The organism is Dactylosporangium sp. NPDC049742 (assembly GCF_040674675.1).
In the GTDB taxonomy this organism is placed as follows: Bacteria; Actinomycetota; Actinomycetes; order Mycobacteriales; family Micromonosporaceae; genus Dactylosporangium; species Dactylosporangium maewongense.
The window spans coordinates 63,774-88,080 of the sequence record NZ_JBFANF010000053.1 but is presented as its reverse complement, the minus strand read 5'-3'; the positions used below and the strand labels follow the sequence as shown (position 1 = coordinate 88,080).

23 protein-coding genes and 1 pseudogene are annotated in these 24,307 nt (G+C 69.5%); 9 read left to right on the top strand and 15 right to left on the bottom strand.

Annotation, left to right across the window (positions count from 1 at the left end; all coding sequences use genetic code 11):
* Window positions 1-114: 114 nt before the first annotated feature.
* The 9 genes from AB0J72_RS43630 to AB0J72_RS43590 are packed head-to-tail and all read right to left on the bottom strand — an operon-like array spanning window position 115 to window position 9,788.
* On the bottom strand, window positions 115-1,347 hold the full coding sequence (locus AB0J72_RS43630; RefSeq protein WP_363410860.1) for an MlaD family protein: 1,233 nt from the start codon (window positions 1,345-1,347) through the stop codon (window positions 115-117).
* Window positions 1,344-2,747, bottom strand: coding sequence for an MCE family protein (locus AB0J72_RS43625; protein WP_363410857.1), 1,404 nt, complete (start codon window positions 2,745-2,747; stop codon window positions 1,344-1,346). Before AB0J72_RS43625 ends, AB0J72_RS43630 begins: the two co-directional genes overlap by 4 nt.
* Window positions 2,744-3,955, bottom strand: a complete 1,212-nt coding sequence (locus tag AB0J72_RS43620; RefSeq protein WP_363410854.1) for an MCE family protein — start codon at window positions 3,953-3,955, stop codon at window positions 2,744-2,746. The genes AB0J72_RS43625 and AB0J72_RS43620 overlap by 4 nt, the downstream gene beginning before the upstream one ends.
* A 1-nt stretch (window position 3,956) precedes the next feature.
* The gene (locus AB0J72_RS43615; protein ID WP_363410851.1) at window positions 3,957-4,946 is read right to left on the bottom strand and encodes an MCE family protein; all 990 of its coding nucleotides are present in this window, start codon (window positions 4,944-4,946) and stop codon (window positions 3,957-3,959) included.
* Complete coding sequence (locus AB0J72_RS43610) at window positions 4,943-5,980, bottom strand: MCE family protein (RefSeq protein WP_363410848.1); 1,038 nt, start codon at window positions 5,978-5,980, stop codon at window positions 4,943-4,945. Before AB0J72_RS43610 ends, AB0J72_RS43615 begins: the two co-directional genes overlap by 4 nt.
* Window positions 5,977-7,263, bottom strand: a complete 1,287-nt coding sequence (locus tag AB0J72_RS43605) for an MCE family protein (RefSeq protein ID WP_363410845.1) — start codon at window positions 7,261-7,263, stop codon at window positions 5,977-5,979. The genes AB0J72_RS43610 and AB0J72_RS43605 overlap by 4 nt, the downstream gene beginning before the upstream one ends.
* On the bottom strand, window positions 7,260-8,063 hold the full coding sequence (locus tag AB0J72_RS43600) for an ABC transporter permease (RefSeq protein WP_363410842.1): 804 nt from the start codon (window positions 8,061-8,063) through the stop codon (window positions 7,260-7,262). The genes AB0J72_RS43605 and AB0J72_RS43600 overlap by 4 nt, the downstream gene beginning before the upstream one ends.
* Window position 8,064: 1 nt before the next feature.
* Window positions 8,065-8,826, bottom strand: coding sequence for an ABC transporter permease (locus tag AB0J72_RS43595; protein ID WP_360573109.1), 762 nt, complete (start codon window positions 8,824-8,826; stop codon window positions 8,065-8,067).
* Window positions 8,823-9,788 (bottom strand): ABC transporter ATP-binding protein, encoded by a 966-nt coding sequence (locus AB0J72_RS43590; protein WP_363410839.1) that lies wholly within the window; start codon window positions 9,786-9,788, stop codon window positions 8,823-8,825. The genes AB0J72_RS43595 and AB0J72_RS43590 overlap by 4 nt, the downstream gene beginning before the upstream one ends.
* A 164-nt stretch (window positions 9,789-9,952) precedes the next feature.
* Between AB0J72_RS43590 and shbA the strand changes: the two genes are divergently transcribed.
* Window positions 9,953-10,531 carry an RNA polymerase sigma factor ShbA gene (shbA, locus tag AB0J72_RS43585; RefSeq protein WP_363410836.1) on the top strand — a complete coding sequence of 193 codons (579 nt, stop codon included), beginning with the start codon at window positions 9,953-9,955 and terminating at the stop codon, window positions 10,529-10,531.
* A gap of 2 nt (window positions 10,532-10,533) precedes the next feature.
* Window positions 10,534-11,319 (top strand): anti-sigma-D factor RsdA, encoded by a 786-nt coding sequence (locus AB0J72_RS43580; RefSeq protein ID WP_363410866.1) that lies wholly within the window; start codon window positions 10,534-10,536, stop codon window positions 11,317-11,319.
* A gap of 25 nt (window positions 11,320-11,344) precedes the next feature.
* On the opposite strand, the pseudogene AB0J72_RS43575 reads toward AB0J72_RS43580, so the two are convergent.
* Window positions 11,345-11,531 (bottom strand): annotated as a pseudogene (locus AB0J72_RS43575) (DDE-type integrase/transposase/recombinase); the annotation flags it as partial.
* A gap of 163 nt (window positions 11,532-11,694) precedes the next feature.
* Between AB0J72_RS43575 and AB0J72_RS43570 the strand changes: the two are divergent.
* Entirely contained in the window at window positions 11,695-12,021 is a 327-nt protein-coding gene (locus tag AB0J72_RS43570) for a hypothetical protein (RefSeq protein WP_363410833.1), read from the top strand.
* A 218-nt stretch (window positions 12,022-12,239) separates the two neighbouring features.
* On the opposite strand, the gene AB0J72_RS43565 is transcribed toward AB0J72_RS43570, so the two are convergent.
* A complete protein-coding gene (locus tag AB0J72_RS43565; RefSeq protein ID WP_363410830.1) occupies window positions 12,240-13,313 on the bottom strand; it encodes a DeoR/GlpR family DNA-binding transcription regulator in 1,074 nt (357 codons plus the stop codon).
* A gap of 62 nt (window positions 13,314-13,375) precedes the next feature.
* Between AB0J72_RS43565 and AB0J72_RS43560 the strand changes: the two genes are divergently transcribed.
* Genes AB0J72_RS43560 through AB0J72_RS43535 form a run of 6 tightly spaced genes read left to right on the top strand, consistent with a single transcriptional unit; the run spans window position 13,376 to window position 19,554 of the window.
* Window positions 13,376-14,665: a sugar ABC transporter substrate-binding protein gene (locus AB0J72_RS43560; protein WP_363410827.1), complete on the top strand. Its 1,290-nt coding sequence runs from the start codon at window positions 13,376-13,378 to the stop codon at window positions 14,663-14,665.
* 55 nt (window positions 14,666-14,720) lie between these two features.
* A complete protein-coding gene (locus tag AB0J72_RS43555; protein ID WP_363410824.1) occupies window positions 14,721-15,662 on the top strand; it encodes a sugar ABC transporter permease in 942 nt (313 codons plus the stop codon).
* A 3-nt stretch (window positions 15,663-15,665) separates the two neighbouring features.
* On the top strand, window positions 15,666-16,511 hold the full coding sequence (locus tag AB0J72_RS43550; RefSeq protein ID WP_363410821.1) for a carbohydrate ABC transporter permease: 846 nt from the start codon (window positions 15,666-15,668) through the stop codon (window positions 16,509-16,511).
* A 34-nt stretch (window positions 16,512-16,545) separates the two neighbouring features.
* Entirely contained in the window at window positions 16,546-17,409 is an 864-nt protein-coding gene (locus AB0J72_RS43545) for a ketose-bisphosphate aldolase (RefSeq protein WP_363410818.1), read from the top strand.
* A 1-nt stretch (window position 17,410) separates the two neighbouring features.
* Window positions 17,411-18,607, top strand: a complete 1,197-nt coding sequence (locus AB0J72_RS43540; RefSeq protein WP_363410815.1) for an ADP-dependent glucokinase/phosphofructokinase — start codon at window positions 17,411-17,413, stop codon at window positions 18,605-18,607.
* Entirely contained in the window at window positions 18,604-19,554 is a 951-nt protein-coding gene (locus AB0J72_RS43535) for a class I mannose-6-phosphate isomerase (RefSeq protein ID WP_363410812.1), read from the top strand. The genes AB0J72_RS43540 and AB0J72_RS43535 overlap by 4 nt, the downstream gene beginning before the upstream one ends.
* A gap of 149 nt (window positions 19,555-19,703) precedes the next feature.
* Here the strand turns inward: AB0J72_RS43535 and AB0J72_RS43530 are convergent, their stop codons facing one another.
* The 4 genes from AB0J72_RS43530 to AB0J72_RS43515 all read right to left on the bottom strand — a co-directional run bounded on the left by AB0J72_RS43530 (window position 19,704) and on the right by AB0J72_RS43515 (window position 24,239).
* Complete coding sequence (locus tag AB0J72_RS43530) at window positions 19,704-21,170, bottom strand: hypothetical protein (RefSeq protein WP_363410809.1); 1,467 nt, start codon at window positions 21,168-21,170, stop codon at window positions 19,704-19,706.
* Window positions 21,171-21,562: 392 nt separating this feature from the next.
* Window positions 21,563-21,736, bottom strand: coding sequence for a YbdD/YjiX family protein (locus tag AB0J72_RS43525; RefSeq protein WP_363410806.1), 174 nt, complete (start codon window positions 21,734-21,736; stop codon window positions 21,563-21,565).
* Window positions 21,733-23,931 (bottom strand): carbon starvation CstA family protein, encoded by a 2,199-nt coding sequence (locus AB0J72_RS43520; RefSeq protein ID WP_363410803.1) that lies wholly within the window; start codon window positions 23,929-23,931, stop codon window positions 21,733-21,735. Before AB0J72_RS43520 ends, AB0J72_RS43525 begins: the two co-directional genes overlap by 4 nt.
* A complete protein-coding gene (locus AB0J72_RS43515; RefSeq protein ID WP_363410800.1) occupies window positions 23,928-24,239 on the bottom strand; it encodes a DUF3311 domain-containing protein in 312 nt (103 codons plus the stop codon). Before AB0J72_RS43515 ends, AB0J72_RS43520 begins: the two co-directional genes overlap by 4 nt.
* Between the last annotated feature and the right edge of the window lie 68 nt (window positions 24,240-24,307).

Sequence of the window (24,307 nt, the reverse complement as noted above, 5' to 3'; positions counted from 1 at the left end):
CGAGCGCGCCGTCGGCCACACCATCGACCGCATCGAAGTCCCGTCGCTGAGCGCGTTGAAGACCTTCGACCCGCCGGTGACCGCCGCCGCGGGCCGATGCCCTCCTTCCAAGGTCTACGGGGCGAGCCCGGCGAGCAGGAGCTGTTTCCAGGACTGGTCCCCGGCGAACTGGTACTGCCCGCCGGTGGTGCCGAACAGCAGCGGGTGACCGTCGGTGCCCAGCGCCAGGCCGGACGCCGGGTCGTAGCCGCCCGTCTGGGCGCCCGGGTCGCCGGGCGGGGGCGGGTCGCCGCCGCTGGGGCGCGGTACGTTGTTCGTGCCGCGGACACTGGAGCCGCGGGCCTGGTCGGCACCGCTGCACCGGGTGGTCTGCCCGTACTTGCAGGGCGGCGGATCGTCGACGTTGAGCACCAGCCCGAGGTGTGCGGTGCCGTCGCCCGGCGTGACGGTGAAGCCGCCGGCGATGGCCATCGGGTAGACGACCAGGATCTGTTCGATGCCGGCCAGGCGCCGGGTGGCGACGCCGTTGACCGAGATCAGGTTGCCCAGCAGCGTGCCGATCGTCGGGTCGAGCCCGTCCAGCAGCGCGACGAGTTGCTCGGCGGCCGGCGGCCCGTTGGCGATGAGCCGGCGCAGGTCGGCGTCGGACGAGCGCAGCGTCTGGGCGAGCTGCGCCAGCCCGCTCGCCCAGGCCCGGATCGCCGCCGCGGACTCCTCCTGTGTTGTGAGCACGGTGCGGCCGTCGCGCAGCAGGGTGACCGTCTGAGGCAGGTTCGCGGTCGCCTCCTGCAGGAGCAGGTCACCGGCGTCGATGATCGTGCGCAGCGCCTGCTCGTTGCCCTCGAAGGCGGTGCCGAGCTCGTCGATGACGATCGACAGGGCGGCCGGGTCGACGGAGCGCACGAGCGCGTCGAGATTCGCCAGGAGCGTCTCGGGGGCCAGCGGGATGCCGGTGCGGCTGCGCGGGATGACCGAGCCGTCCGTGAGGTACGGGCCGGCGTCGGTCTCCGGGCGCAGGTCGAGGAACTGCTCACCGACCGCGGAGCGCTGGCCGACCACGGCCCTGGTGTCGCGGGAGACCAGCACCCCGTCGTCGATCCGCATCTGCGCCCGGGCCCCGCCGTCGTGGAGCGCGACGGCGTCGACCCGGCCGACCGGCACCCCGCGGTAGGTCACCGGCGCGTTCGGGAAGATGCCGCCGGCCTCGGCGAAGTCGGCGTAGACGACGTACCCGCGGCCGAGGAGCCGGTCGCCGAGCCCCACGTACGTGACACCGACGTAGGCGACGCCGATGAGCCCGACCACGAGGAAGGCCAGGACCTGCAACTTGGCGGCGCGTCGGATCACGGCAGCAACCCTCCGTTGAGCAGGTTCGGCAGCGGGCCCTGCTGCCCGGTGACCGCGCCGGTGACCGGCGGCAGCAGGCAGGCCGGCGGCAGGGCTGTGCCGGGTGGGAGCACGGTGCCGGGCGGGAAGACGGTGCCGGGCGGCACGATCCCGCCGGGCGGCAGCAGGCTGCCGGGTGGTGCGATGGTGCCCGGCGGCAGCAGCTTGCAGCCCTCGGGCAGGTCGCACCCGGACGGCGGCTGCCAGCCGGGCGGCAGGACCCCGCCGAGCGGCAGGCACGGCAACGGCAGCACGCCGGGCAGCGAGGGTACGGTCGACGGCGGTTTGCCCGGCACCTTGCCACCGGTGGACGGGTTGTCGGTGTGCCCCGGCCGACCGCCGGGCGCGGAGCCCGCGGCGGCCGGCGGCGCGGTCGCCACCAGCAGGTTCGACAGGATCGTGGTCGCGTCGAGGTCGGCGGTCGCGCCGAGGTTGACGAAGTCGCCGACGATCGCGCCGGTGACGTTGGGCGGGAACGGGAACGTCAGCATGAAGTCCAGCGACTTCGGCAGGGCGTCGCCCGCCTTCACCAGCTGTTCGAGGATCGGCTGCAGTGAGTGCAGGACCGCCAGCGTGTCGTCGCGGCTGCGGGTGACCACCTGGGTGCCGACCCGGCCCAGCTCACCGAGGGCGGTCAGCGCGAGCGTGAGCTGGTCCCGCTGCTCCTCGAGCACGGTCAGGCCCGGCGCGAGCGAGTCCAGCGCCGTGCCGATGACGTCCCGCTGCCGGGACAGCTGCCCGGTGAGGCGGTCGAGCGAGTCGATCGCGCGGACGATGTCGGCCTTCTGCTGGTCCAGGCCGCCGACGAAGGTGTCCAGCTGGTGCAGGGCGTCCTTCGCCTCGGTCTCCCGTCCCTCCAGGGCCTTGGCCAGCTCCTCGTTGATGGTCTTCAGGTGGCTCAGCCCGCCGCCGTTGAGCAGCAGCCCCAGCGCGGCGAGCACCTCCTCGACCTCGGCCGCCCGCCTGGTGCGGGCCAGCGGCACGACCGCGCCGTCGGTCAGTCGGCCGCGCGGGGACTCGGTGGTGGGCGCCTCCAGCGCGACGTACTTCTCGCCGAGCAGGCTCGTCTGCCGCACGGCGGCGGTGGCGTTCTCCGGCAGCCGCACGTCCCTGCCGATGCGCATCCGGACGCGGGCCGTCCAGCCGTACAGCGAGATCCGCTCGACGCTGCCGACGGTCACGTCGTTGACCTTGACCGCGGCCTGCGGCACAAGATCGAGCACGTCGGCGAACTCGGCCGTCACGGTGTACCCATCGCCGGCCGGCGCGCCGCCCGGCAGCGGCAGCGACGCGACGTCGGGCAGCCCGCACCCGCCCGCGAGCAGCACGACGGTGAGACCGGCGAGGGCGGTGCGCTTCATCGTGTACCCCGCAGGATGCCGCCGACAGTGAGGTCCTGCACGACCTCGGGCAGCTGGGGCACGACCGGCGCGCCGGTCGGTGGTGGGCCGGCGGCGTCGGCCCCACCCGTCGCCGCCGGCAGGCCGAGGAGCTTGCGCAGCTGGTCGGTCATGGGCAGCTTCTTGGCGTTGAGGGTCTGGGCGAGCGCGAAGCACTCCTTGGGGATCTGCGGCGTGGGCACGAGGTCGACCATGAGCGAGCAGATGTAGCTCGCCGGGTCGTACGGGCCGAGCGCGTTGTCCCGCGTGTCGATCGTCCCCGATCGGGCGTTGTACGCGAGGTTGAGGTTGGACACCGCGAGCGGGGTCACGTCGAGGATGTTGATGATCGCCTTCTGCTGGCGGACCAGGATGCCCGTGACGTCCGCGAGGGCGTCCACATTGGACTTCAGCGCGTCACGGTTCTCTTTGATGAACGTGGTGATGTCGGCGAGCGCGGTCGCGAGGCTGCGCAACGCGGCGGCCAGCTCGTCCCCCTCGCCGGCCAGCTGACCGGCCACCGTGGCGAGCTGCTGGTTGAACGCCCGCACCTGCTGGTCGCTGCGGGCCAGCGCGGTGGTGAAGAGCTGCAGGTTGGCGACTGTGCCGAACAGGTCCTGACGGCCGTCGGCCAGCGTGGACAGCGCGCGGGAGAAGTCGCCGAGGGTCGTGTGCAGCGCCTCCCCGTTGCCTTCGAGGTTCGCGCGCCCGGCGGCGACCAGGTCCTTGAGCGCGCCGTCGGCGTTGGCACCCTCGGGACCCAGCGCCTTGTTGAACTCGTCGAGGGCCCGGTAGATGTCGTCGATCTCCATCGGCGCGGCGGTGCGCTGCAGCGGCACGTCGCCGCCGTCGGGCATCGCGGCGCCGCCGTTGTAGGCGGGGGCGAGCTGCACGTACCGGTCGCTGACGACACTCGGCGGGATGATGAGCGCCTGCGCGTCGGCGGGGACGCGCCGGCTCGCGTCGTAGCGCATCTCGACGCGGACCGTGCGGCCCTGCGGGGTCACCGAGACCACCTCGCCGATGCGCACGCCGAGCACCCGGACCGACGAGCCCTCGTGGATGCCGACGACGCGGCTGAAGTGCGCGACGAGCCGCCGCTGCGGTGCGCCGCGCGTGGCGACGACCACCGCCGCGGCGGCGGCCACGGCGAGCACCGCGACGATCGCGATGAGGCGACGTGAACGCATCTCAGCGCCTTCCCGTCGTGGGTTGGTAGGGCTGGAGCAGCCCCGCGACGTAGGAGTCGAACCAGCGGCCGTTGCCGACGACGTTCGCGAACGCGTTGACGAATGGCCCCATGTTCTGGATGGTCTGTTCGAGGTTGTCGCGGTTGCGCTGGAGCGTGGCGGCGACGCCGCGCAGCTGCTGCAGCGCCGGCTGGAGCTGCTCGCGGTTGTCGGCGGCAAGGCCGGACAGCTGGGTCGCCAGCGTGTTGGTGCCGACGAGCAGGTCGTGGATCGCGTCCTTGCGCCGGTTGACCTCCGCCAGCAGCGCGTTGCCGTCGGCGACGAGCTTGCGGAACTCCTCGTCCCGGGCGGCGAGGACGCCGGTGACGTCGTGGGCGCGGGCGAGCAGTTCCCGCAGCTCGGTGTCGCGGTCGGCGACGGTCTTCGACAGCCGTGACAGCCCGTCCAGCGACGACTTCACGCTCGCCGGGGTGTCGGCGAACGTCTGCGCGAGTGTGGTGAACGCCGTCGCGAGCTGCGTGGTGTCGATCTCGTCGAGCGTCTCGGCCAGCCCGGTCACCGCCTGGACCACGTCGAACGGGGCAGCGGTGCGCTCCAGCGGGATCTCGGCGTCCTCAGCGAGCCGGCCCGGCCCGTCGGGGGCGAGTGCCAGGTACTTCTGGCCCAGCACGGTCTTGATGCGGATCGTCGCGCTGGTCGCCTTCCCCAGCCGCACGGCGTGGTCGTCGAGGCGGAACCGCACCCGCACGTACGGGCCGGCGCCGCCGCGCGCCAGGTCGACGGCGGTGACCTCGCCGACGCGGACACCGGCGACGCGGACCTCGTTGCCCGGCGCCAGGCCGCTCGCGTCGCGGAAGGCGGCGCGGTAGGAGCCCTGGGCAGTCAGCGTGTCGAGGGCGTCGAGCTGGAACGCCCCGGCCACCAGGCCCACCAGCGCCGCGAGGCCGACCGCGCCGACCACGAGCGGATTGCGTTCCCGGAACGGTTTCACGCGCGACCTCCCGCAGTCGTGCAGCGCGCCGCCTGCGAACTGAACGTGGCCGGGTTCAGGTCGCCGTGCCCGGCGACGCTGACGTGGCCGTCGAAGTCGCAGAGGAAGAAGTTGAACCACGAGCCGTACGACGCGACCCGGGTCAGCGAGCTGTACCGGTCGGGGAGCCCGGCGAGCGTCTCGTCGATGACGGCGGCGTTGTCGTTGAGGGTCGTCGACAGCGTGCCGAGCGCGTCGACGTCGGCCGCGAGCGACGGCCGCGCGTCGCCGAGCAGCGACGCGGTCGCGCCGGTCAGGTCGCCCAGGTTGACCAGTGCGTCGCCGATCGCGACCCGGTCGGTGGCCAGCCCGGACACGAACTGCTGCAGCTGCCGGATCGCCTCGTCGAGCTCGCCGCTGTGATCGGCCAGTGTGGACAAGACGGCGTTGAGGTTCGTGACGACCCGGCCGATGACGGCGTCGCGGTCGGCGAGTGTGCCGGTGAGCGAGGCGGTGCGCCGCAGCAGGCTCGCGACGGTGCCACCCTCGCCCTGCAGGAGCTGGATGATCTCGTACGCCAGCTGGTTGACGGCCTGCGGGGTCAACGCGGTGAACAGCGGCCGGAACCCGTTGAACAGCACCGTCAGGTCCAGCGCCGGGGTCGTCTGTGACTGCGGGATGAGCCCGTTCGGGCGCAGCGGCCGCGAGTCGCCGGGCCCCTCGCTCAACGCGATGTACCGCTGACCGACCAGGTTCCGGTAGCGGATCGTCGCGTGGACGGTCGTGGTGAGGGGGATGTCGTCGGCGGCCGTGAAGGCGACCTCGGCGACGGTGTTGTCGACGACCGTGATGTCGCGCACCTTGCCCACCCGCACGCCGGAGATGCGCACGTCGTCGCCGGCGAGTAGCCCGGTGACGTCGGTGAACCGGGCCCGGTAGACGGTGCCGCCGGACGAGAAGGCGCCGAGGGTCTGCGCCAGCATCGCGGTGAGCAGGACGGTCACCGCCGCGAACGCGGTCAGCTTCAGCAGTGGAGCGAGCACGGCCCGGTTCATGGTGCGTTCACCACCGCTCCGCGCAGCAGCGGGCCCCACAGCAGTACCGCGATGTCAGGCACCTCGGCCGGGGGCACGCCCAGCTGCGAGCCGAGCAGCGGCTGCAGCAGCCGGCGCTCCTCCGCGGTGGCGGCGTCGGCGGTGGGCAGCGTCGCCGCGGTGGCGGGCAGCAGACCGACCGGCAGCTTCGGCGGCCCGGGGCGGGCCGCGCCGTAGTCGTAGCCGTCATTGATCGGCGTCTGCGGTGCGGGGACGTGCGGGTCGGGCAGGCCGCGGCAGTTAGGGCCGTTGTTCGCGCCGTACACCGGCTCGTCCCGGCCCTGCTCGAACTTGCCGTTGTCGCGGGTGATCTCCAGCGTGATGCGCATCCGGCCGGTGGCGAAGACCTGCTCCACCCGCGGCTGCAGCGCGACGAGACCGTTCATGAGGCAGGGGTACTCCGGTGCGTAGGCGGCCAGCAGTTCCAGCAGCGGACGGCTGACGTCGCCGACCTGGATCAGCTGGTCGCCGTGGCGTTCGAGGAAGAGCCGGGTGGCGTCGGCGGCCTCGGTGGTGTCCGCGAACAGCGCCGCCAGCTGGGTGCGCTGGTTCGTCACGGTCGTCGCGGTCACCGACGCGTCGCGCAGGATCGCGAGCAGGTCCGGCAGCGCACCGTCGTAGACGTCCAGCACGGTGGCGAGCCGGCGTACGTCCTCGGCGATCAGCGGCATCTGCTCGTTGAGCGCGGCCAGGTACTGGTCCAGGGACACCAGCTGTTCGCCGAGCCGCGTGCCCCGGCCCTCCAGCGCGGTGGCCAGCGCGCCGAGCGTCGCGGCGAGCTTGTCCGGCTGGATCGACTGCAGCAGCGGCAGCGCGTTGTCGAGCACCTGCTCCAGCTCGACCCCGCTCTCGCTGCGGTCCTGCGTGATGACGTCGCCGTCGCGGATCGCCCGCCCGGTGGTGCCCGCGGGCGGCAGCAGCGCGACGTACCGCTCGCCGAACAGGGTCTTCGGCAGCAGCCGGGCGTTGACGTCGGCGGGGATCTGCGGCACCAGCGCCGGGTCGAGCGCGATCCGCAGCCGCGCACCGGTGCCGCCGGTGGACACCGTGCGCACCTCCCCCACGACGACCCCGAAGAGCTTGACGTCCGCGCCGGGGCTCAGCTGCATGCCGGTCCGGCCGGTCCGCAGCGTCACCCAGGTCACGTCGTCGAAGGTTTTGCGGTACTGCAGCACGGCGAGGCCGAGCGCCGCACCGAGCAGCACGACGAACGCGATGCCGAGCACCCGGTGTCTGGCGTTCATCCGGCGATCCGCACCGTCGTGGTCGCGCCCCAGATGGCCAGCGACAGGAAGAAGTCGACGACGTTCACCGCGACGATCGCGAGCCGCACGGCGCGGCCGACCGCGACGCCGACGCCGGCCGGGCCACCGCCGGCGGTGTAGCCGTAGTAGCAGTGGACGAGCATGACGATCACGCTGAACACCATGACCTTGCCGAACGACCAGAGTACGTCCTCCGGCGGCAGGAACAGGTGGAAGTAGTAGTCGTAGGTGCCTGCCGACTGTCCGAAGTAGACGATGGCCATGGTGCGGGTGGCCAGGTAGCTCGACAGCAGGCCCAGCACGTACAGCGGGATCACCGCGATGAAACCGGCGATCATCCGCGTGGTGACCAGGAACGGCAGCGACGGCACGGCCATCACCTCGAGGGCGTCGACCTCCTCGGAGATCCGCATCGCGCCCAACTGCGCGGTGAAGCCGCAGCCGACGGTCGCCGACAGCGCGAGCGCGGCGACGAGCGGCGAGATCTCCCGGGTGTTGAAGTAGGCCGAGATGAAGCCGGTGAACGCGCTGCTGCCGAGCTGGTCGAGCGCCTGGTATCCCTGCAGCCCGACCTCGGTGCCGGTGAAGAACGTCATGAAGCAGATGACGCCGACCGTGCCGCCGGCCACGGCGAGCGCCCCGGTGCCGAAGCTGACCTCGGCCAGCAGCCGGACGACTTCCCGCTTGTACCGACGGATCGTGCGCGGCGTCCAGGCGAACGCCCGCAGGTAGAACGCCAGCTGCCCGCCGAGGTTGTCGAGCTGTCGCAGGACCGGCATCTCAGCTCCCCTTCTGCGGTACGACCTGGAAGTACACGGCGGTGATGACGAAGTTCAGCGCGAACAGCAACATGAAGGTGATGACGACGCTGTGGTTGACCGCGTCACCGACGCCCTTCGGCCCGCCGCGTGCGGTGATGCCCTTGTACGACGCGACGAGCGCCGCCACGGCACCGAACACCAGCGCCTTGATCTCCCCGACGACCAGGTCCGGCAGCTGCCCCAGCGCCTGGAAGCTCGCCACGTAGGCACCGGGTGTGCCGCCCTGCATGACAACGTTGAAGCAGTAGCCGCCGCTCACGCCGACGACGCTGACGAGGCCGTTGAGCAGGACCGCGACGAGCATCGTGGCGGCGACCCGCGGGGCGACGAGCCGGTGCAGCGGGTCGATGCCGAGCACCTCCATCGCGTCGAGCTCCTCGCGGATCTTCCGGGCGCCGAGGTCGGCGCAGATCGCCGAGCCGCCCGCACCGGCGATGATGAGGGCGGTGACGATCGGGCCGGCCTCGCGCACCACGGCGAGCACCGATGCCGCCCCGGTGAACGACTGGGCGCCGAGCTGGCGGACCAGCGAGCCGAGTTGCAACGCGATGACGGCGCCGAACGGTACCGAGACCAGCGCGGCGGGCAGGATCGACACCGAGCTGACGAACCACGCCTGCTGCAGGAACTCGCGCACCTGGAACGGCCGGCGGGTCAGTCCGCGCAGCGCGTCGAGGCAGAACGCGAAGAACAGCCCGGACTGACGCAGCGGCGCGGTCATCGGATCGCGCCCAGTTCGCTGCCCTGTTCGGTGCCGAACGATCCGGGCGGTGGTGTCACCCGGTTGTCCCGGCACCACTGGCCGGGCCGACGCTCCGCGCGCCGGGGCAGCCCGTTCGACGGCTGCAGCTGCAGTGGGATCGCCGGCAGCGGCGGCAGCTCGACACCCGCGTCGGCCTCGGCCCGCAGCTCATCGGCGTCCTTCTCCTCGGACATGCCGATCGGGCCGATCCGCTGCGCGTTGAGGAACTGCCGGACGACCGGCTCGGTGCTCGACAGCAGCATCTCCCGCGGCCCGAACATCGCCAGGTGACCGTGGTAGATCAGGCCGATGTTGTCAGGGACCGTACGGGCGGTGTTGATGTCGTGCGTGACGATCACGAACGTCGCGTCGATCTGCTGATTGAGGTCGATGATCAGCTGGTTGAGGTACGCGGTGCGGACCGGGTCGAGGCCGGAGTCGGGCTCGTCGAACAGGACGATCTCGGGGTCGAGCACCAGTGCACGGGCCAGGCCGGCGCGCTTGCGCATGCCGCCGGAGATCTCGCCGGGCAGCTTCTTCTCCGCGCCGAGCAGGCCGACCATCTCGAGCTTCTCGCCGACGATCCCCCGGATCTCCCCTTCCGGCTTGCGAGTGTGCTCGCGCAGCGGGAACGCGACGTTGTCGTAGATGTTCATCGAGCCGAACAGGGCGCCGTCCTGGAACAGCACGCCGAAGAGCTTGCGCACCTCGTACAGCTGCCGTTCCGTGAGGCGGGTGAGGTCGTGATCGCCGATCCATATCGCCCCCCGGTCCGGCCGCAACAGCCCGACCAGCGTCTTGAGGAACACCGACTTGCCCGTGCCGGAGGGTCCGAGCAGGACCGAGATCTCGCCGGCCGGCAGCGTCAGCGACACGTCGGACCACACCGGCTGGCCGCCGAAGGACTTGGTGAGTCCTTCAACCCGCACTTCGACGCCCATCCGGCCTCCCTATCCGAACCCCTTGCTGGAGACATCGCGGGAGGGGCGCCGGACGTAACACCTCGGCGAAAACTTTTTCGCGAGCACCGCCCGGCTGGCGCAAACCGACGTCGGTGGATACGGTGCCGTTACCCCCCGGTAACGAAGGCGGCACACCCCACGCGATGACGGCTGCGATCGAACAAGACCTGGTCAATCGGGCCCTACGGGCCGATCCGGACGCCACGGCGGCCCTACTCGCCCAGCTCCGTCCCGGTATCGTCCGATACTGCCGGGCCCGCCTCGGCCGCGTCGGCGGCGCCTACACGACCGCCGACGACGTCGCGCAGGAGGTGTGCCTCGCGCTGTTACGGGCACTGCCCGGCTACCGCGACCAGGGCCGCCCGTTCACCGCCTTCGTCTACGCCATCGCCGCCCACAAGGTCGCCGACGCCCAGCGCGCCGCCGTTCGCGACGCCGCAACCGCGCCGGTCGACACGCTCGCCAACCGCCCCGACACGGCACCCGGCCCCGAGCAGCAGGCGATGAACACCGACGTGGCGCAGCGACTGTCCGGGCTGCTCGCCCTGTTACCCGAGCAGCAGCGGGAGATCGTCCTGCTGCGGGTGGCGGTCGGGCTGCCGGCCGAAGAGGTCGGCGTGATCGTCGGCATGTCGGCACCCGCCGTCAGGGTCGCCCAGTCCCGGGCCCTGGCCCGGCTGCGTACGCTGGCTGGTGACATGTTGGGCGAGGTGGCGGCGTGAGCATGAGCGAACAGCGCGGCGAGCAGCCCGTCGACCTGGCCGCCGTCCAGGCCGACGACACGCTGCTCGACGCCCTCGGCCGGGGCGAGCCGGCACCGGACGGCGACGACCTCGCCGGTCTGCTCGCCGCATGGCGGGCCGAACTCGACACCGACCTTCCCGCGAACGACATCCTCATCATGCCGACCGAACCGACCGCCGACGGGCAGGATGTGGCCGAACCGGCGCCGCTCCGGCGGCGCGGCACGGGCCTGCGCCGCATGTTCGCCGGCGTGGCGGCGGCCGCGCTACTCCTCGGCGGCCTGGCCCTCGGCGCGCACCGTTCGAGCCCGGACGGTCCGTTGTGGCCGATCGCCCGGGTGCTGTACCCGCAGGTCGTCGACACCCGCGCCGCCGAGCACGCCATAGTGCAGGCCGCCGACGCGGCCGCGGCCAGCCGCTACAACGAGGCCCGCCGCCTGCTCGACACCGCCACCGGCTACGCACAGCAGGTCGGCGACCCAGCGACGCGCCAGCGGTTGCTCGACCGGATCGACGAGATCCGCCGCTCGCTGCCCGCCGCGTCCGCCCCGACGGGGCAGCCATCGTCCACCGGCGGCGGCTCCACACCAGGCACCACCGGGCCGAGCCCCGCGCCGTCGCCCGGCACCACCACGGACGGACCCGGTGGCGGCGGCAATCCCGGCGGCGGCCAGTCGCCGGCCCCGGGCATCCCCGTCCCCAACCTGCCTTCGCTCCTGCCGTCCCTGCCGTTGCCGTCGTCGATACCACTGCCCGGCTTGCCCTAAAGTAGCTTGATCCGGCGCTGTTGCACGCGGCGTCGGTGACCACCTCGCTCGGTGTCACCTTCAACGTGGCTAACGCCCGGCGGAAGAACCGGCGGGCCCCGGCAGCATCGCGGCGGGCTGAGAAGAGCACGTCGATGACCTGGCTGGACCCAGCGGAAGATCGTGACGTGATCGACCTCGACACCACGCTCGAGCAGTAACTCCTCGACGTCCACGCCAAGGAGATCGCGTTCGGTGTACCAGCCTGCACGCACCAGAATCGGTGCAGCAGTACACGCATCGGCTTGCTTCGGCAAGCATTGATAAAGAAAGTTTTCTATTTGATAATTGGGCCCTCAGGCGGGTTTTCCGCCCTCCCATGAGTTGGAGGTGCCCGTGATTCGACGTCTCCTGACCATCGCCGGCGGCGCGATGCTGGCCGGCGCGGCGACCCTCGCGTTCGCCGCGCCCGCCCACGCCGCTGTCGTGGATGTTCCGTTCGGACCGCTGTCCATCGGCGACTACTGCCACTCGCGGTACTCGACCTCCTGGATCGGCTTCTACGAGAGCTCCGGGCTGCGCTGCTACACCGGATCGGGCGCGCCACTGCAGTACGTGGGCAGCGGCGACCCGTACCTCGCGTGCAAATACCTCACCACGGACGTGGTCATGAGCGCCTTCCGCGGCAGCAGCGACGCGCTGGTGTGCCGGGTCATCCGCTGACCGGCATCACGAGCCAGGGCTACATTCGGTCACCGGCATACCCGGCGAAGAATCTACTGTTCGCGCTGCCGCTCTCCGAACGTAAGCAGGTCAGGACAAGACAAACGCCTCACAGGCTGTAGCGATCGACGTCCAGGCGCGGCACGGCTGCGTGGTCCGCTGCCGCTCGCCCGGCCGGCGGAACGCGTTTGCGCGCGGAAGCTGCGGGCACGGAACGGTCACGCCTGCCGTGGATCCAGGGACTTGGCCGTGGGAGTGAGGAGCTCCACGCCGTTCGCCTTCAGGGCGTTCCGCAGGTCGGGCGGCGGCGCGGTGTCGGTGATCAGGTAGTCGGCGACGCCGAGCTCCGATACCTGGGCGAACAGGCGGCGGCCGAACTTGGAGGAGTCGGCGAGGATCGCCACGCGGGCCGCACGGGAGATCATGTCCTGCATCATCGCGGCCTCGGCGAGGTTGCTCGTCGTGTAGCCGGCGACGGCGGAGACCGCGCCGACGCCGATCAGCGCCAGATCGCAGCTGATGTCCAGCTCGACGCCGCCATTGGCGCGGAAGCTGACCGGGCCGATCGTGGCGAGCGTGAGCGCGCGCACCGCGCCGCCGAAGACGTAGATGTCGCGGATGGCTGTGGGCGGGAGCGCGCCCGGCACCAGCAGGTTGTTCGTCGCCACCGTGAGGTCGCGGTGCTGGCCGAGGTTGCGGGCGAGCGCGAGGGTGGTCGTCCCGCCGTTGATCATGATGGTCGAGCCGTCCTGGACCAGGGACGCGGCCAGCGCCGCGATCTTCTCCTTCTCCTGCTCCTGCACCGCGAGCCGCTGGTCGACGGCGCGGTCGGTGGTGCGCGAGACCGTGGACAGACTGACGGCGCCACCGTATGTGCGCACGAGGATGCCCTCGGCGGCCAGTTGATCGAGATCGCGTCGCACGGTGTCGATGGAGACGCCGAAGCGCTCGGCCAGCTCGCCCACCGTGACCTGGCCGGATTCGGCAACGTGCGCGGCCAGCTGCGCCTTGCGCCCGGCAGGTAGATGGCGCTGTCGCTCGTCCCTGCCAACGCTCACTGTTCCCCCCTCGTCAGTGCGGGAGTATGCCACACCTGCCGACCCGCTGAGAGCATCGCTGCGCAGAGCGGCGAAGAGCTGCAAGGATGGGCAAAGCCGATCGAAGCTCGATGTCGGCTGGGCAAACTGCAGCCCGGGGGGTGGCAATGGGGTACCGGGTTCTGCCTCATGACGCCATAGTATGCCGTACTCCGCAGTTTCTTGCTGTTCTTCTCTTGTCTTGATCTGTAACACGCTGCTAACGTGGCGCCAACGCGGCGGAGAACAGAAAGATCTCGATATAGAAGGAGCATGCCATGGCGGTACGTGCATCCCGGCTGAAGCGGGCGTTAGGGGCAGTGACGGCGGCCGCGCTGGTCGCGGTCGTGGCGGCGTGTGGCTCGAGCGACTCGGGCGACACCGCCTCGGGTGGCGGCGTGACGCTGGAGTTCGCCCAGTGGTGGGGGGCGGAGCTTCCGGCCGGGGAGTTCGACAAGATCGTCAACGATTTCACCGCGCAGAACCCGAACATCAAGATCAAGCTGCTGAGCGCGCCGTACGCCTCGACCAAGCAGCAGCTCATCACCGGTGCGGCGTCGAAGACCCTGCCCGACGTGGTGGGCCTCGACGGCGCCTGGGTCAACGACTTCGCCAAGCAGGGTGCGATCACCGACCTGTCCAAGCTGATGACGGACGCGAACTACGACGCCAACCAGCTCGCCAGCCAGGTTCAGGTCAAGGGCAAGACCTACATGATCCCGGTGGTCAACTTCGTCTACCCGCTCTTCGTCAACAAGGACCTGCTCGGCAAGGCCGGCGTCGCCGACGTGCCCACCACGCGCACCCAGTTCCTTGACGCGGCCAAGAAGATCACCGCGACCGGTACTGACGTGAAGGGCTGGGCACTCCCGCTCGACACCGCCGTCCCCAACGGCATCCAGAACGACGTCATGTCCTGGCTCTGGGCGTCCGGCGGCAGCATGCTGAAGGACGGCAAGCCCAACCTGACCAGCCCAGAGGTCAAGAGCACGGTCGAGTACGTCAAGAGCCTGAACGACGCCGGCGTCATCGCCCCCGGTTCGCTCACCATGAAAGAGCAGGACAAGGTCGAGAAGTTCACCAACGGCCAGGTCGGCATGATGATCGACTCGCTCGCGCACATCAACCTGATCAAGAAGAACAAGCCCGACCTGAAGTTCGAGGTGGCGGCCCTGCCCTCCGAGGACGGCTACAGCGGCAAGCGCGGCATCCCGTACGCGTCGTGGGGTATCGGCATCTCCAACTCCACCAAGCACAAGGCCGAGGCGTTCAAGTTCGTCTCCTACCTGATGAGCCAGGAGACCAACGCGAAGCTCAGCACGATCGCGAACGGCTTCCCGGGCAACAAGAACGCCAAGCCCGACTTCGGCAACAGCGACCCGATGTTCAAGACCGCCTTCGACATCTACCAGCAGGGTTACCCCGCCAACGAGTTCGTCGGCCTGCCCAAGTCCGAGGACCTGATGCGCAGCTTCGACGAGCAGCTCCAGCTCGTGCTGACCGGCAAGACGACTGTCGACGACGCCCTCGCCAAGTCGCAGCAGTCCTGGTCCTCGGTGATCGAGTAGCCCGCCCGGGCGCCGTGCCGGTCCGCCGGCACGGCGGCCGATCAAGGAGACAGCAATGACATCCATGACGGCACCGAAAACCGCGGCGCCCAGCCAGGGGCAGGTCACGCCCGGCCGGAAGCGCTCCACTGTGGCCCGGCGCCTGATCCCGTACGGCTATCTGTCCCCCACGGTGCTCCTGATCGTGGTCCTGATGGTGGTCCCCATCGTCATGGTGATCAGCTACTCGTTCCGGGACAACGTGATCGTCCAGGAGAACTCGGTGTTCGCCGGGTTCGCCAACTACACCAAGGTGCTCACCGACCCGGACTTCCTGGCCGCGCTGAAGAACACGGCCGTCTTCATCTCGGTCAGCACCGTGGCCCACCTGGTTCTCGGCCTGGCCTTCGCGATGATGCTCAACACCCAGTTGCTGAGCGGGGTCACCAAGGCCATCTTCCGGATCGTCTACATCCTGCCCTGGCTGTTCACGATCGCGGTGATCGCCGTCATCTGGCGGCTGTTGCTCGACCCGTCCGGGGTCGTCAACTACGTGCTGCGGACACTGGGTCTCATCCAGGAGGGCGTGAACTGGCTCGGTGACCCGAGCCTGGCACTCTGGGCGGTCACGTTCGTCAACATCTGGTCCGGCTACCCGTTCTTCATGATCAGTCTGCTCGCCGCCCTGCAGGGCATCCCCAACGACCTGTACGAAGCGGCCGCCGTGGACGGGACGAACTGGTTCCAGCGGTTCCTGCACGTGACGCTGCCCCAGCTGCGGCCGGTGATCGTCAGCATGGCGGTGCTCGACCTGATCTGGACGTCCCAGCAGTTCGCACTGATCTGGATGACGACCGGCGGCGGGCCGCTGAACGCCACCGAGATGCTCAGCACCTACACCTACAAGCAGGCCTTCAGCGAGTACGAGTTCGCGACCGCGTCCGCTGCCGCCGTGATCGTGCTGCTGCTGACGATGGTCCTGGCCTTCTTCTATGTACGCCAGCAAAGGGAGCGGTGAGACATGGCCGTCACCGTCAAGACCCGTCGCACCCTCGCCAAGGCCGGCGTCATCACCGGGCTCGTCCTCGGCGGGCTGTTCGCCGGCCTGCCGGTCCTGTGGATGCTGTCCACCTCGTTCAAGAGCAACGGTGAGGTCTTCCAGAACCCGCCGAAGCTGCTCACCGAGAGCTTCTCGTTCGACGCCTACCGGGAGATCCTGGGCAACGGTGCTCAGCTGCGGTTCTTCCTCAACAGCTACATCGTCGCCTTCGCGGTGACGATCCTGACGCTGCTGGTGGCCGTGCTGGCCGGGTTCGCGTTCAGCCGTTTCACGTTCCCGTTCTCCAGGACCATCAACGCCGTGATCGTCAGCGTCCAGGCCGTGCCGCCGATCACGCTCGTCATTCCGTACTTCGGGCTCGTCGTCGCGCTCGGCCTGTACAACACCTATCCCGGCCTGATCCTCACGCACATGGTGTTCACCCTCCCGTACGCGATCATCATGATCACCGCGTACTTCAACACCATGCCGCGAGAGCTGGACGAGTCCGTCAAGGTCGACGGTGGTACCGGCTGGACCGCGCTGTGGCGGATCCTGGTGCCGATCTCGGTGCCCGGTCTGATCGCGGTCGGGGTCTACACGTTCATGATCTCGTGGAACGAGTACCTGTTCGCGCTCACGCTGACCCGTACCGACGACATGCGCACCGTGCCGATCGGCATCCAGCTGCTCATGGGCCAGCACTCGTACGAATGGAACCAGATGATGGCGATGAGCATCCTGGGGTCTGTTCCGGTTCTCATCCTCTTCCTCGTATTCCAGCGACGGTTCATCGGCGGGCTCACCGCCGGCGCCGTCAAGGCCTGACACACCGGGCAACACAAAAAGGAGAAACACAGAAATGCTGACGACCGGCAAGGCGATCCTGGACGTCGCCAACGAGCACAGCTTCGCCGTGCCTGCCTTCAACATCAGCGACTGGGCGATGTTCAAGGGAATCGTGGAGATCAGCGAGGAGACGAACGCGCCCCTGATCGTCGGGATCCACCCGGACGAGGTCCGGCACATCGGCCGCGAGATGATCACCGGCATCATCGAGCGGTCGCACAACTCGAGCGTCCCGATCGCGATCCACTGGGACCACGGCGCCACCTACGAGCAGATCCTGCAGGCGATCCAGTACGGCTTCACCTCCGTGATGATCGACGGCTCGCTGAAGCCGTTCGAGGAGAACATCGCGATCACCAAGAAGGTCACCGACTCCGCGCACGTTCTCGGCGTATCGGTGGAGGGCGAGCTCGGCACGATCGGCGGGAACGACAGCTACGCCGAGGCGGGTGCCGCCGAGATCATCTACACCGACCCCGACGACGCGGTCACGTTCGTCGAGCAGACCGGCGTGGACAGCCTCGCCGTGGCGATCGGCACGTTCCACGGCCTGTACCCGGCCCACCTCAAGCCGGAGCTGAAGCTCGACCTGCTCAAGGAGATCAAGAACCGGGTGCAGATCCCGCTGGTGCTGCACGGCGGCTCCGGCAACCCGGACGACGAGATCCGCGAGGCCGCGCGGATCGGCATCAACAAGATCAACATCTCCACCGACATCAAGATCGCGTACCACAACAAGATGCGCGAGGTGCTGGGCAACGACCAGAAGGTGCGCGAGCCGAACGCCATCCAGCCCGCCTGCATCGAGGCCATGAAGGTGGTCGCCGCCCAGAAGATCGAGCTGTTCGGCGCCGCCGGCAAGGCCTCGCTCTACTGACATGGCCGATTCGTCCCGGGTGCTCCTGGGCCTCGGCGGTTGCGTCGACTACGAGTTGAAGCTGACCGCCGAAGTCCTGGAACAGCTTGTCGCCGAGTACGGCATCGTCGCCGCGGAACTGACGTCGCCGGCCACCGTTACCAGTGAGCGGGACCTCGTGGCGTCGATTCTCGGGTACGTGGCCCGGGGCGGAGGTGGCGAGCACTTCGTCGCCTCCGCCCCGGCGCTGTCGACCTTCGCGAACCGGTTCCCGCACCGGGAGACCCTGGGCGGCACCTCGGTGCGGGCCGGGATCCTCATGAGCCGGCTCGGCGTGCCGTCGACGCTGCACCTGGTCAGCGTCAACGACACCTTCCGCCGGCTGCTGCCGGCCGACAGCGACTACATCAACAGCGGTGTCGGGGACACCTTCTATCCACACCTGATCGTTCAGTACGACAAGGGCCTGCGGGTCCGGGCGAGCGACATCGACATGACCGCGCCGTTCCCGAACCGCCTGATCTACGTCAACGACCCGGCGAACAGCGCCATGGTGCTCACCGACGACCTCGGCGACCGGCTGGGCACGGCGGACGTCTTCCTGATCTCCGGATTCAACGCCATGCGCGACGAGGCGGAGCTCGACGAGCGGCTCGCCTCCCTGAAGGAGCACATGCGGCAACTGCCGTCCGGGGCGGTGACCTACTTCGAGGACGCGGCCTACCACGAGCCCGCCTTCAGCCGCCGGGTCCGGGACGCGCTGCTCGACGAGATCGACGTGTACGGGCTGAACGAGGACGAGCTGCAGTCGTACCTCGGCCGCCCGGTCGACCTGCTCTCGGCCGAGGATGTCGCGGCGGCGCTCACCGTGGTGCACGCGTTCATCCCGGTGCCGACGCTGGTGCTGCACACGAAGTACTGGGCCCTGGCGCTCGGCGCAGGCGAGTACGCCGACGCCCTCGACACCGGCACCGTCGTGGCCGCCACCCGCTACTGCCACGGCGACGACTTCACCGACGAGGACGTCGAGCGCCTGCGCCGGCTGCCTCGGCGGCCCGAGTCCGTCGCCTTCGCGTCGGCGCTGCGCTCGCACATGGGCGAGACCGTCGATTGTGTCCCCGGCTTCGAGCTCGACGTCCAGAACCCCACCACCGTCGGGCTCGGCGACACGTTCGTCGGCGGCTTCCTCGCCGAACTGGCTCTGAAGGGACACCGATGACCGTCGAGGCACTACCCGCCAACCAGCCCGAGACGTTCTATCGCGGCGCCGGCCGGATCGCCGAGTTCCGCGACGTGCCGGCGCTGCCCGACCGCCCCGAGGACTGGGTGGGCTCGGTGACCAGCCGGTTCGGGCTCGCGCCGTCCGGGCTGTCCACCCTGGCCGACGGCCGCGTGCTGGCCGAGGCGATCGCCGTGGACCCGCGCTGGTGGCTCGGCCCGGAACGCGCCGACACCGGCGTGCTGGTGAAGCTGCTCGACGCCGGTCAGCGGCTGCCGCTGCACGTGCACCCGGACCGCCGCTTCGCCACCGCGCACCTCGCCTCGCCGTACGGGAAGACCGAGGCCTGGGTGATCGTCTCCGCGCGGCCCGACGCGTACGTCCATCTGGGTTTTGCCCGTGACGTGGAGGCCGCCGAGCTGGCCGGCTGGGTGGACGGGCAGCAGACGGAGGCGATGCTCGCCGCCACCAACAAGATCCCGGTCGTGGCCGGCGACGCGATCCTGTGCCCGGCCGGCCTGCCGCACGCGATCGGCGACGGCATCCTGCTGGTCGAGGTCCAGGAACCGACCGACTTCTCCGTGCTGCTGGAATACGAGGGCTTCGGCCTCGCCGACGGCCACCTTGGCCTCGGCTACGACCTGGCCCTGCAGTGCGTCGACCGCGGCGCCTGGACGCCATCGCGCCTCGACGAGCTCCGCGGCACTCCGGCGCGACTGCTGCCCGAGGCCGCGGACGAGTTCTTCGCCGCCCGCCGCCTGCACGGCGGCGACCGTCTGGAACCTGGCTTCAGCGTGCTGGTCGTGGTGGCCGGAGCGGGCAGGCTGCTCGGCGAGCAGGACGAACTGTCGCTCCGGCGGGGGGACACGCTGCTGGTTCCGTACGCCGCCGGTCCGGTCCTCCTGGACGGCAAGGTCGAGGTGCTCCACCTCTCGGCGTCCACCTGACTTGCGACAGCGCGACCCGTACCACGTTCAGTGAGGGTCCCGATCGTCGGTGCGGACCGGTCGCTGGGTGCAGGTCCCGCGATGAGCGACTGCTGAGATGGGGGCGGGCCGGCTCCGACGAGCCGGCCCGCGTTGTTGCGTTGCTTGACTTACTTGACCGGCTTGCCCGGCGGGATGTGCAGGAGCAGGAGTTGACCGCCCTCGACGAGCTCAGGGTCGGTGCTCGCCTTGTGGTTCTGCACGTCGATGAGGTACTTCCCGTTGCCCAGGAACGGCACCGGGATGACGCCGGACGACTCCTCGTCCTGCGTGATGAAGCCGGGGGCGCCGACCGCGAACCGCGCCGGGTCGTGCTCCGCGATGCGGGCCAGCGCCTTCGTGGTCGGGTCGTACTGGTATGCGCCACCGAGGTAGGCGTTGTTGCCGACGTCCTCGAGAACGATGACCTGGCCGCGCTCGTTCACGGTGAGGTTGTCGAGCATGCGCGGGCCGGCCTGGTCCGCGTTCGACTTCGTAGGGTCGAACGGCGGGCTGGCCACCTCGATCGTGGCGACGCCACCGGCGAGCACGTCCGAGGCGTTGTCGAACTTCAGCTTCCACAGACGCGAAATGCCGGTGAAGGAGCCGGTCGTGTTGAAGTAGAAGTTCTGCGCGTCCGACGGGTCCCAGGAGCCGTCTTCCGGCCGGTTGAGGCCGGACACGCCGTTGTTCTTCGACAGGGTCTCCAACTGGGCGCCGCTGAGCTTGGAGACGTCGCCGAGCGGGACCAGGCTGAAGCGGGCGCTTCCGGCCGGCAGGGTGGTGGCGTCGTTCTCGCTGGCCACACCCTCGATCTTGAGCCCGTACACCGTGCCGCCGGACAGGCCGGCCTTGTCGATGTCGGTGCCCGAGTTCTTCTTGGCGCCGACGTAGAAGTACAGCTGGCCGTTGCCGGAGTCGTCGAGCGTCGCGACCACGGTCGACGCGCCGGCGTTGGGCTTGGCCACCGCGTTCTCGAAGCTCGTTCTGCCCAGCGCGGCCAGCTGGTAGGCGCTGCCCGCGTCGGATCCGGTGACGACGGTACCGAAGGCCCGACCCTCGGTGCCGCTCTCCTCACCATTCATGAAGATCCGCTCCTGGGTGCCGAGACCCGTCGCGGCGTCGTAGAACGCGCCCTCGGACAGGTCCGCGGAGCAGAGCCGGCTGATGCCCAGCTGCGTCGAACCCGCCGGGACCTGCTCCCACCCAGTGCCGTTCCAGCGAACCATCCGCTTGATCAGGTCCTCGCCGTGGAGCACCTTCAGCGTGTCCTTCTCAACGGTCCACTTGGACACGAAGGCGCCCTTGGCGCCGTGCGCCCGCACGGCACCCGAGCCGCTGGGAAGTTCCTGGTTCATCAGGACCGTGAAGGTGCCGTCACCGTTGTCGTACGCGCCGAGCCCGTCCGGGATGCCGGCCATGCGGTACCCGTTCACGGCGTCCCCGGTGGTGAGGATGCTCGTGGTGACGATTCCGGGCGTGGTCCGCACCAGGAACGGCGACTCGGAGCTGGACGGTCCGACGTTGGTGCCAGCGTCGGCCGAGGCCGCCGTCGCCGTCACGACGACGGCGGCGGCTCCGGCACCAACGGCGATCATGAGCTTGATTTTCGCCAAGATTGCTTCCTTTCCCTCTGATCCGGAATCCGGATACGAGGGAAGAAGCGGTTGACACGGGAAGCGTTTGACGATCGCCGGGTAGCGCGGAGGTATCCATCCGCTGACAATTGTCCGCAACCGTCGGGCCGCGGAAAAATGGGACGCGTGGTTTGGGCTGCTTGCAGTATTTTGAGGCGCGGCGCGGTGTGTGTGACACGCCGCGCCGAATTCTGATGCGGTGACTGCACGACTTGCCGTTCGAACCGTATGGGTCGATCAGACCGAGGTCTACCTGGACGGCGCCCGCACGGCCGCCGTTGAGGACGGCGGCCACCGACACGTGCACGGCCGGCCAGGTCCGTGACAAACCTGACCGGCCGGCGGTCCCTACCTCAGCAGCAACGAACGGACGTGGCACTCCTCATGCACTCGAACTCCCGTCTGGTCAACGGGGACTCGGCCGTGTGGTGCGCTCGGTGGTGTGCGATGTAGTGGTCATAGCTGGTCTCGCCGACCACTTCCCGCAGGTACCACCAGAGCCGCGCCAGCAGCTCACGTGCGCTCATCGGTCGCTGTCTCCGCGACTACTTCCGGACCCGTCGCCGGCACCGGACGCGGCGGCGCCGACGAGTTCCCGCCGTTCGTCCGCTGTGGCGAAGAGACCGGCCGGGGCAACGATCACCGATTCCACGAATGGCGACTCCGTGGTCGGCAGTTCGCGACCCTGGATGACCGCTCGAAGGCATACCCGAGCTCCGTCGACGATCACGACGATGATCAGGACCGCGAAGAGCGCCGACAGTACGAGCTGGACGGTCGAGTTGGTGACGACCTGTTGCATCTGGTCGAGGTTCTTGGCGGGTGCGAGCACCTTGCCCTGTTCGAGTGCGTCGGCGAAGCGCTGGCGCTGAGCGAAGAAGCCCATCTTCGGGTCGGTGGAGAAGATCTTCTGGTAGCTGGCGGTCATTGTCACGGCCGTGACCCAGGCCAGCGGGATGGCGGTGACCCAGGCCCATTTGAGCCGGCCGCTCTTGACCAGGATGACCGTGACGACGGTCAGCGCCAGGGCAGCGAGCAGCTGGTTGGCGACGGCGAACAGAGGGTAGAGCTGGTTGATGCCGCCGAGTGGGTTGGTGACGCCGGTGTACAGGAAGTAGCCCCATGCGCCGACGACGGCCGCGCTGGTCAGCCACAGGCCGGGTCGCCAGCTGACCCGGCCGATCGGCTTCCAGATGTTGCCCAGCATGTCCTGCAGCATGAACCGGCCGACCCGGGTCCCCGCGTCGACCGTGGTCAGGATGAACAGCGCCTCGAACATGATCGCGAAGTGGTACCAGAACGCCTTGAGCCCTGCCCCGCCGAGGAAGCCGGAGAAGATCTCGGAGATGCCGACCGCGAGCGTCGGCGCGCCGCCGGTGCGCGACACCAGCGTCGGCTCGCCGACGGCGGCGGACGTGGCCTGCAGGGTCTCCGGCGTGACGATGAAGCCCATGTTGGTCACTGCCGTCGCGGCGCTCTGGAAGGTCGTGCCGACCACGCCGCCCGGGGAGTTCATCGCGTAGTAGAGCCCCGGGTCCAGCAGCGACGCGGCGATGATCGCCATGACCGCGACGAACGACTCCATCAGCATGGCGCCGTAGCCGACGAGCCGGACCTGCGACTCCTTCTGGATCATCTTCGGCGTGGTGCCCGAGGAGATCAGCGCGTGGAAGCCGGACAGCGCCCCGCAGGTGATGGTGATGAAGACGAACGGGAACAGTGCGCCGCCGAAGACCGGGCCGTCGCCGCTCCAGGCGAACTTGGTGACGGCCTCGTTCCGCAGGACCGGGGCGGTGACCAGCACGCCGATCGCGAGCAGCGCGATCGTCCCGATTTTCATGAAGGTGGACAGGTAGTCGCGCGGCGCGAGGAGCATCCACACCGGCAGGACGGACGCGAGGAAACCGTACCCGATCAGGCAGAAGACCAGGGTCTCGGGCTTGAGCGTGAACGCGGCGGCCCAGCTCGAGTCCTGGACCCAGCCGCCCGCCGCGATGGCGAGGACCAGCAGGGTGACGCCGATCACGCTGGTCTCGACCACCCGGCCCGGCCGCAGCACCCGCAGGTAGACGCCCATGAACAGGGCGATCGGGATGGTCATGGCGATGGAGAAGGTGCCCCAGGGCGACTTCGCGAGCGCGTTGACGACGACGAGCGCAAGGACACCGAGCAGGATGATCATGATGGAGAAGACGGCCAGCAGGGCCGCGACGCCGCCGACGCGGCCGATCTCGTCCCGGGCCATCTGGCCGAGGCTCTTCCCGTCGCGGCGCATGGACAGGAACATGACCACCATGTCCTGCACGGCCCCGGCGAAGACGACACCGACGATGATCCAGATGGTGCCGGGCAGGTAGCCCATCTGCGCCGCCAGGACCGGCCCGACCAGCGGCCCGGCGCCCGCGATCGCGGCGAAGTGATGACCCAGTAGCACGCGGCGGTCGGTGACGTGGTAGTCGATGCCGTTGTCCAGCCGCTCGGCGGGCGTGGCGCGCCGGTCGTCGACCTTGAGCACGCGCCGGGCGATGAACCGTGCGTAGAACCGGTAGGCGATCAGGTACGAGCACAGCGCCGCGACCACCAGCCAGATCGCCGAGATGCTCTCGCCGCGGGCCAGGGCGATGATCCCCCAGGCGATCGCGCCCACGATCGACACGGCCGTCCAGGTCACGATGGACCGCAGACCGGGGCGGGCCCGGGTATGCGGGGTGAAGATGCTCATGCAGGCTCTCCAGGGTGTGGGCGTCCGCCCGGATCCGTCCCCGGCGCGTGGACCCCGGGGTCCGCGCGCTTCAGCAGCAGATGGCCGGCCGCCATCAGTGCCACGCTGAGAACGATCCAGACGAACTGGAACCAGTAAAAGAAGGGCAGCCCTACCAGCCGGGGCGTGGTCCGCGCGTACAGCGGGACCCAGAGGATGGCCACGAGCGGTAGCGCCAGGCCGGTATAGGCGGCGACCTTGATTGCCTTTCGCGATCTCGCCATCCCGGCCTCCCGAACAGTCGTCGACGATGCCTGAATGTTGCGCACCCATGTCGCACGGTTTACTGCCCGATTGCCTCTTGTTTCGTGTCAACCATTCCGGAAGCCTGCGCAAC

Excerpts from the sequence above, each read along its gene's own strand:
- AB0J72_RS43625 (WP_363410857.1), bottom strand. The coding sequence starts at position 2,747 with ATGAAGCGCACCGCCCTCGCCGGTCTCACCGTCGTGCTGCTCGCGGGC.
- AB0J72_RS43620 (WP_363410854.1), bottom strand. The coding sequence starts at position 3,955 with ATGCGTTCACGTCGCCTCATCGCGATCGTCGCGGTGCTCGCCGTGGCC.
- AB0J72_RS43610 (WP_363410848.1), bottom strand. The coding sequence starts at position 5,980 with ATGAACCGGGCCGTGCTCGCTCCACTGCTGAAGCTGACCGCGTTCGCG.
- AB0J72_RS43605 (WP_363410845.1), bottom strand. The coding sequence starts at position 7,263 with ATGAACGCCAGACACCGGGTGCTCGGCATCGCGTTCGTCGTGCTGCTC.
- AB0J72_RS43600 (WP_363410842.1), bottom strand. The coding sequence starts at position 8,063 with ATGCCGGTCCTGCGACAGCTCGACAACCTCGGCGGGCAGCTGGCGTTC.
- AB0J72_RS43595 (WP_360573109.1), bottom strand. The coding sequence starts at position 8,826 with ATGACCGCGCCGCTGCGTCAGTCCGGGCTGTTCTTCGCGTTCTGCCTC.
- AB0J72_RS43590 (WP_363410839.1), bottom strand. The coding sequence starts at position 9,788 with ATGGGCGTCGAAGTGCGGGTTGAAGGACTCACCAAGTCCTTCGGCGGC.
- shbA (WP_363410836.1), top strand. The coding sequence starts at position 9,953 with ATGACGGCTGCGATCGAACAAGACCTGGTCAATCGGGCCCTACGGGCC.
- AB0J72_RS43580 (WP_363410866.1), top strand. The coding sequence starts at position 10,534 with ATGAGCGAACAGCGCGGCGAGCAGCCCGTCGACCTGGCCGCCGTCCAG.
- AB0J72_RS43560 (WP_363410827.1), top strand. The coding sequence starts at position 13,376 with ATGGCGGTACGTGCATCCCGGCTGAAGCGGGCGTTAGGGGCAGTGACG.
- AB0J72_RS43555 (WP_363410824.1), top strand. The coding sequence starts at position 14,721 with ATGACATCCATGACGGCACCGAAAACCGCGGCGCCCAGCCAGGGGCAG.
- AB0J72_RS43550 (WP_363410821.1), top strand. The coding sequence starts at position 15,666 with ATGGCCGTCACCGTCAAGACCCGTCGCACCCTCGCCAAGGCCGGCGTC.
- AB0J72_RS43545 (WP_363410818.1), top strand. The coding sequence starts at position 16,546 with ATGCTGACGACCGGCAAGGCGATCCTGGACGTCGCCAACGAGCACAGC.
- AB0J72_RS43540 (WP_363410815.1), top strand. The coding sequence starts at position 17,411 with ATGGCCGATTCGTCCCGGGTGCTCCTGGGCCTCGGCGGTTGCGTCGAC.
- AB0J72_RS43535 (WP_363410812.1), top strand. The coding sequence starts at position 18,604 with ATGACCGTCGAGGCACTACCCGCCAACCAGCCCGAGACGTTCTATCGC.
- AB0J72_RS43530 (WP_363410809.1), bottom strand. The coding sequence starts at position 21,170 with ATGATCGCCGTTGGTGCCGGAGCCGCCGCCGTCGTCGTGACGGCGACG.
- AB0J72_RS43525 (WP_363410806.1), bottom strand. The coding sequence starts at position 21,736 with ATGAGCGCACGTGAGCTGCTGGCGCGGCTCTGGTGGTACCTGCGGGAA.
- AB0J72_RS43520 (WP_363410803.1), bottom strand. The coding sequence starts at position 23,931 with ATGAGCATCTTCACCCCGCATACCCGGGCCCGCCCCGGTCTGCGGTCC.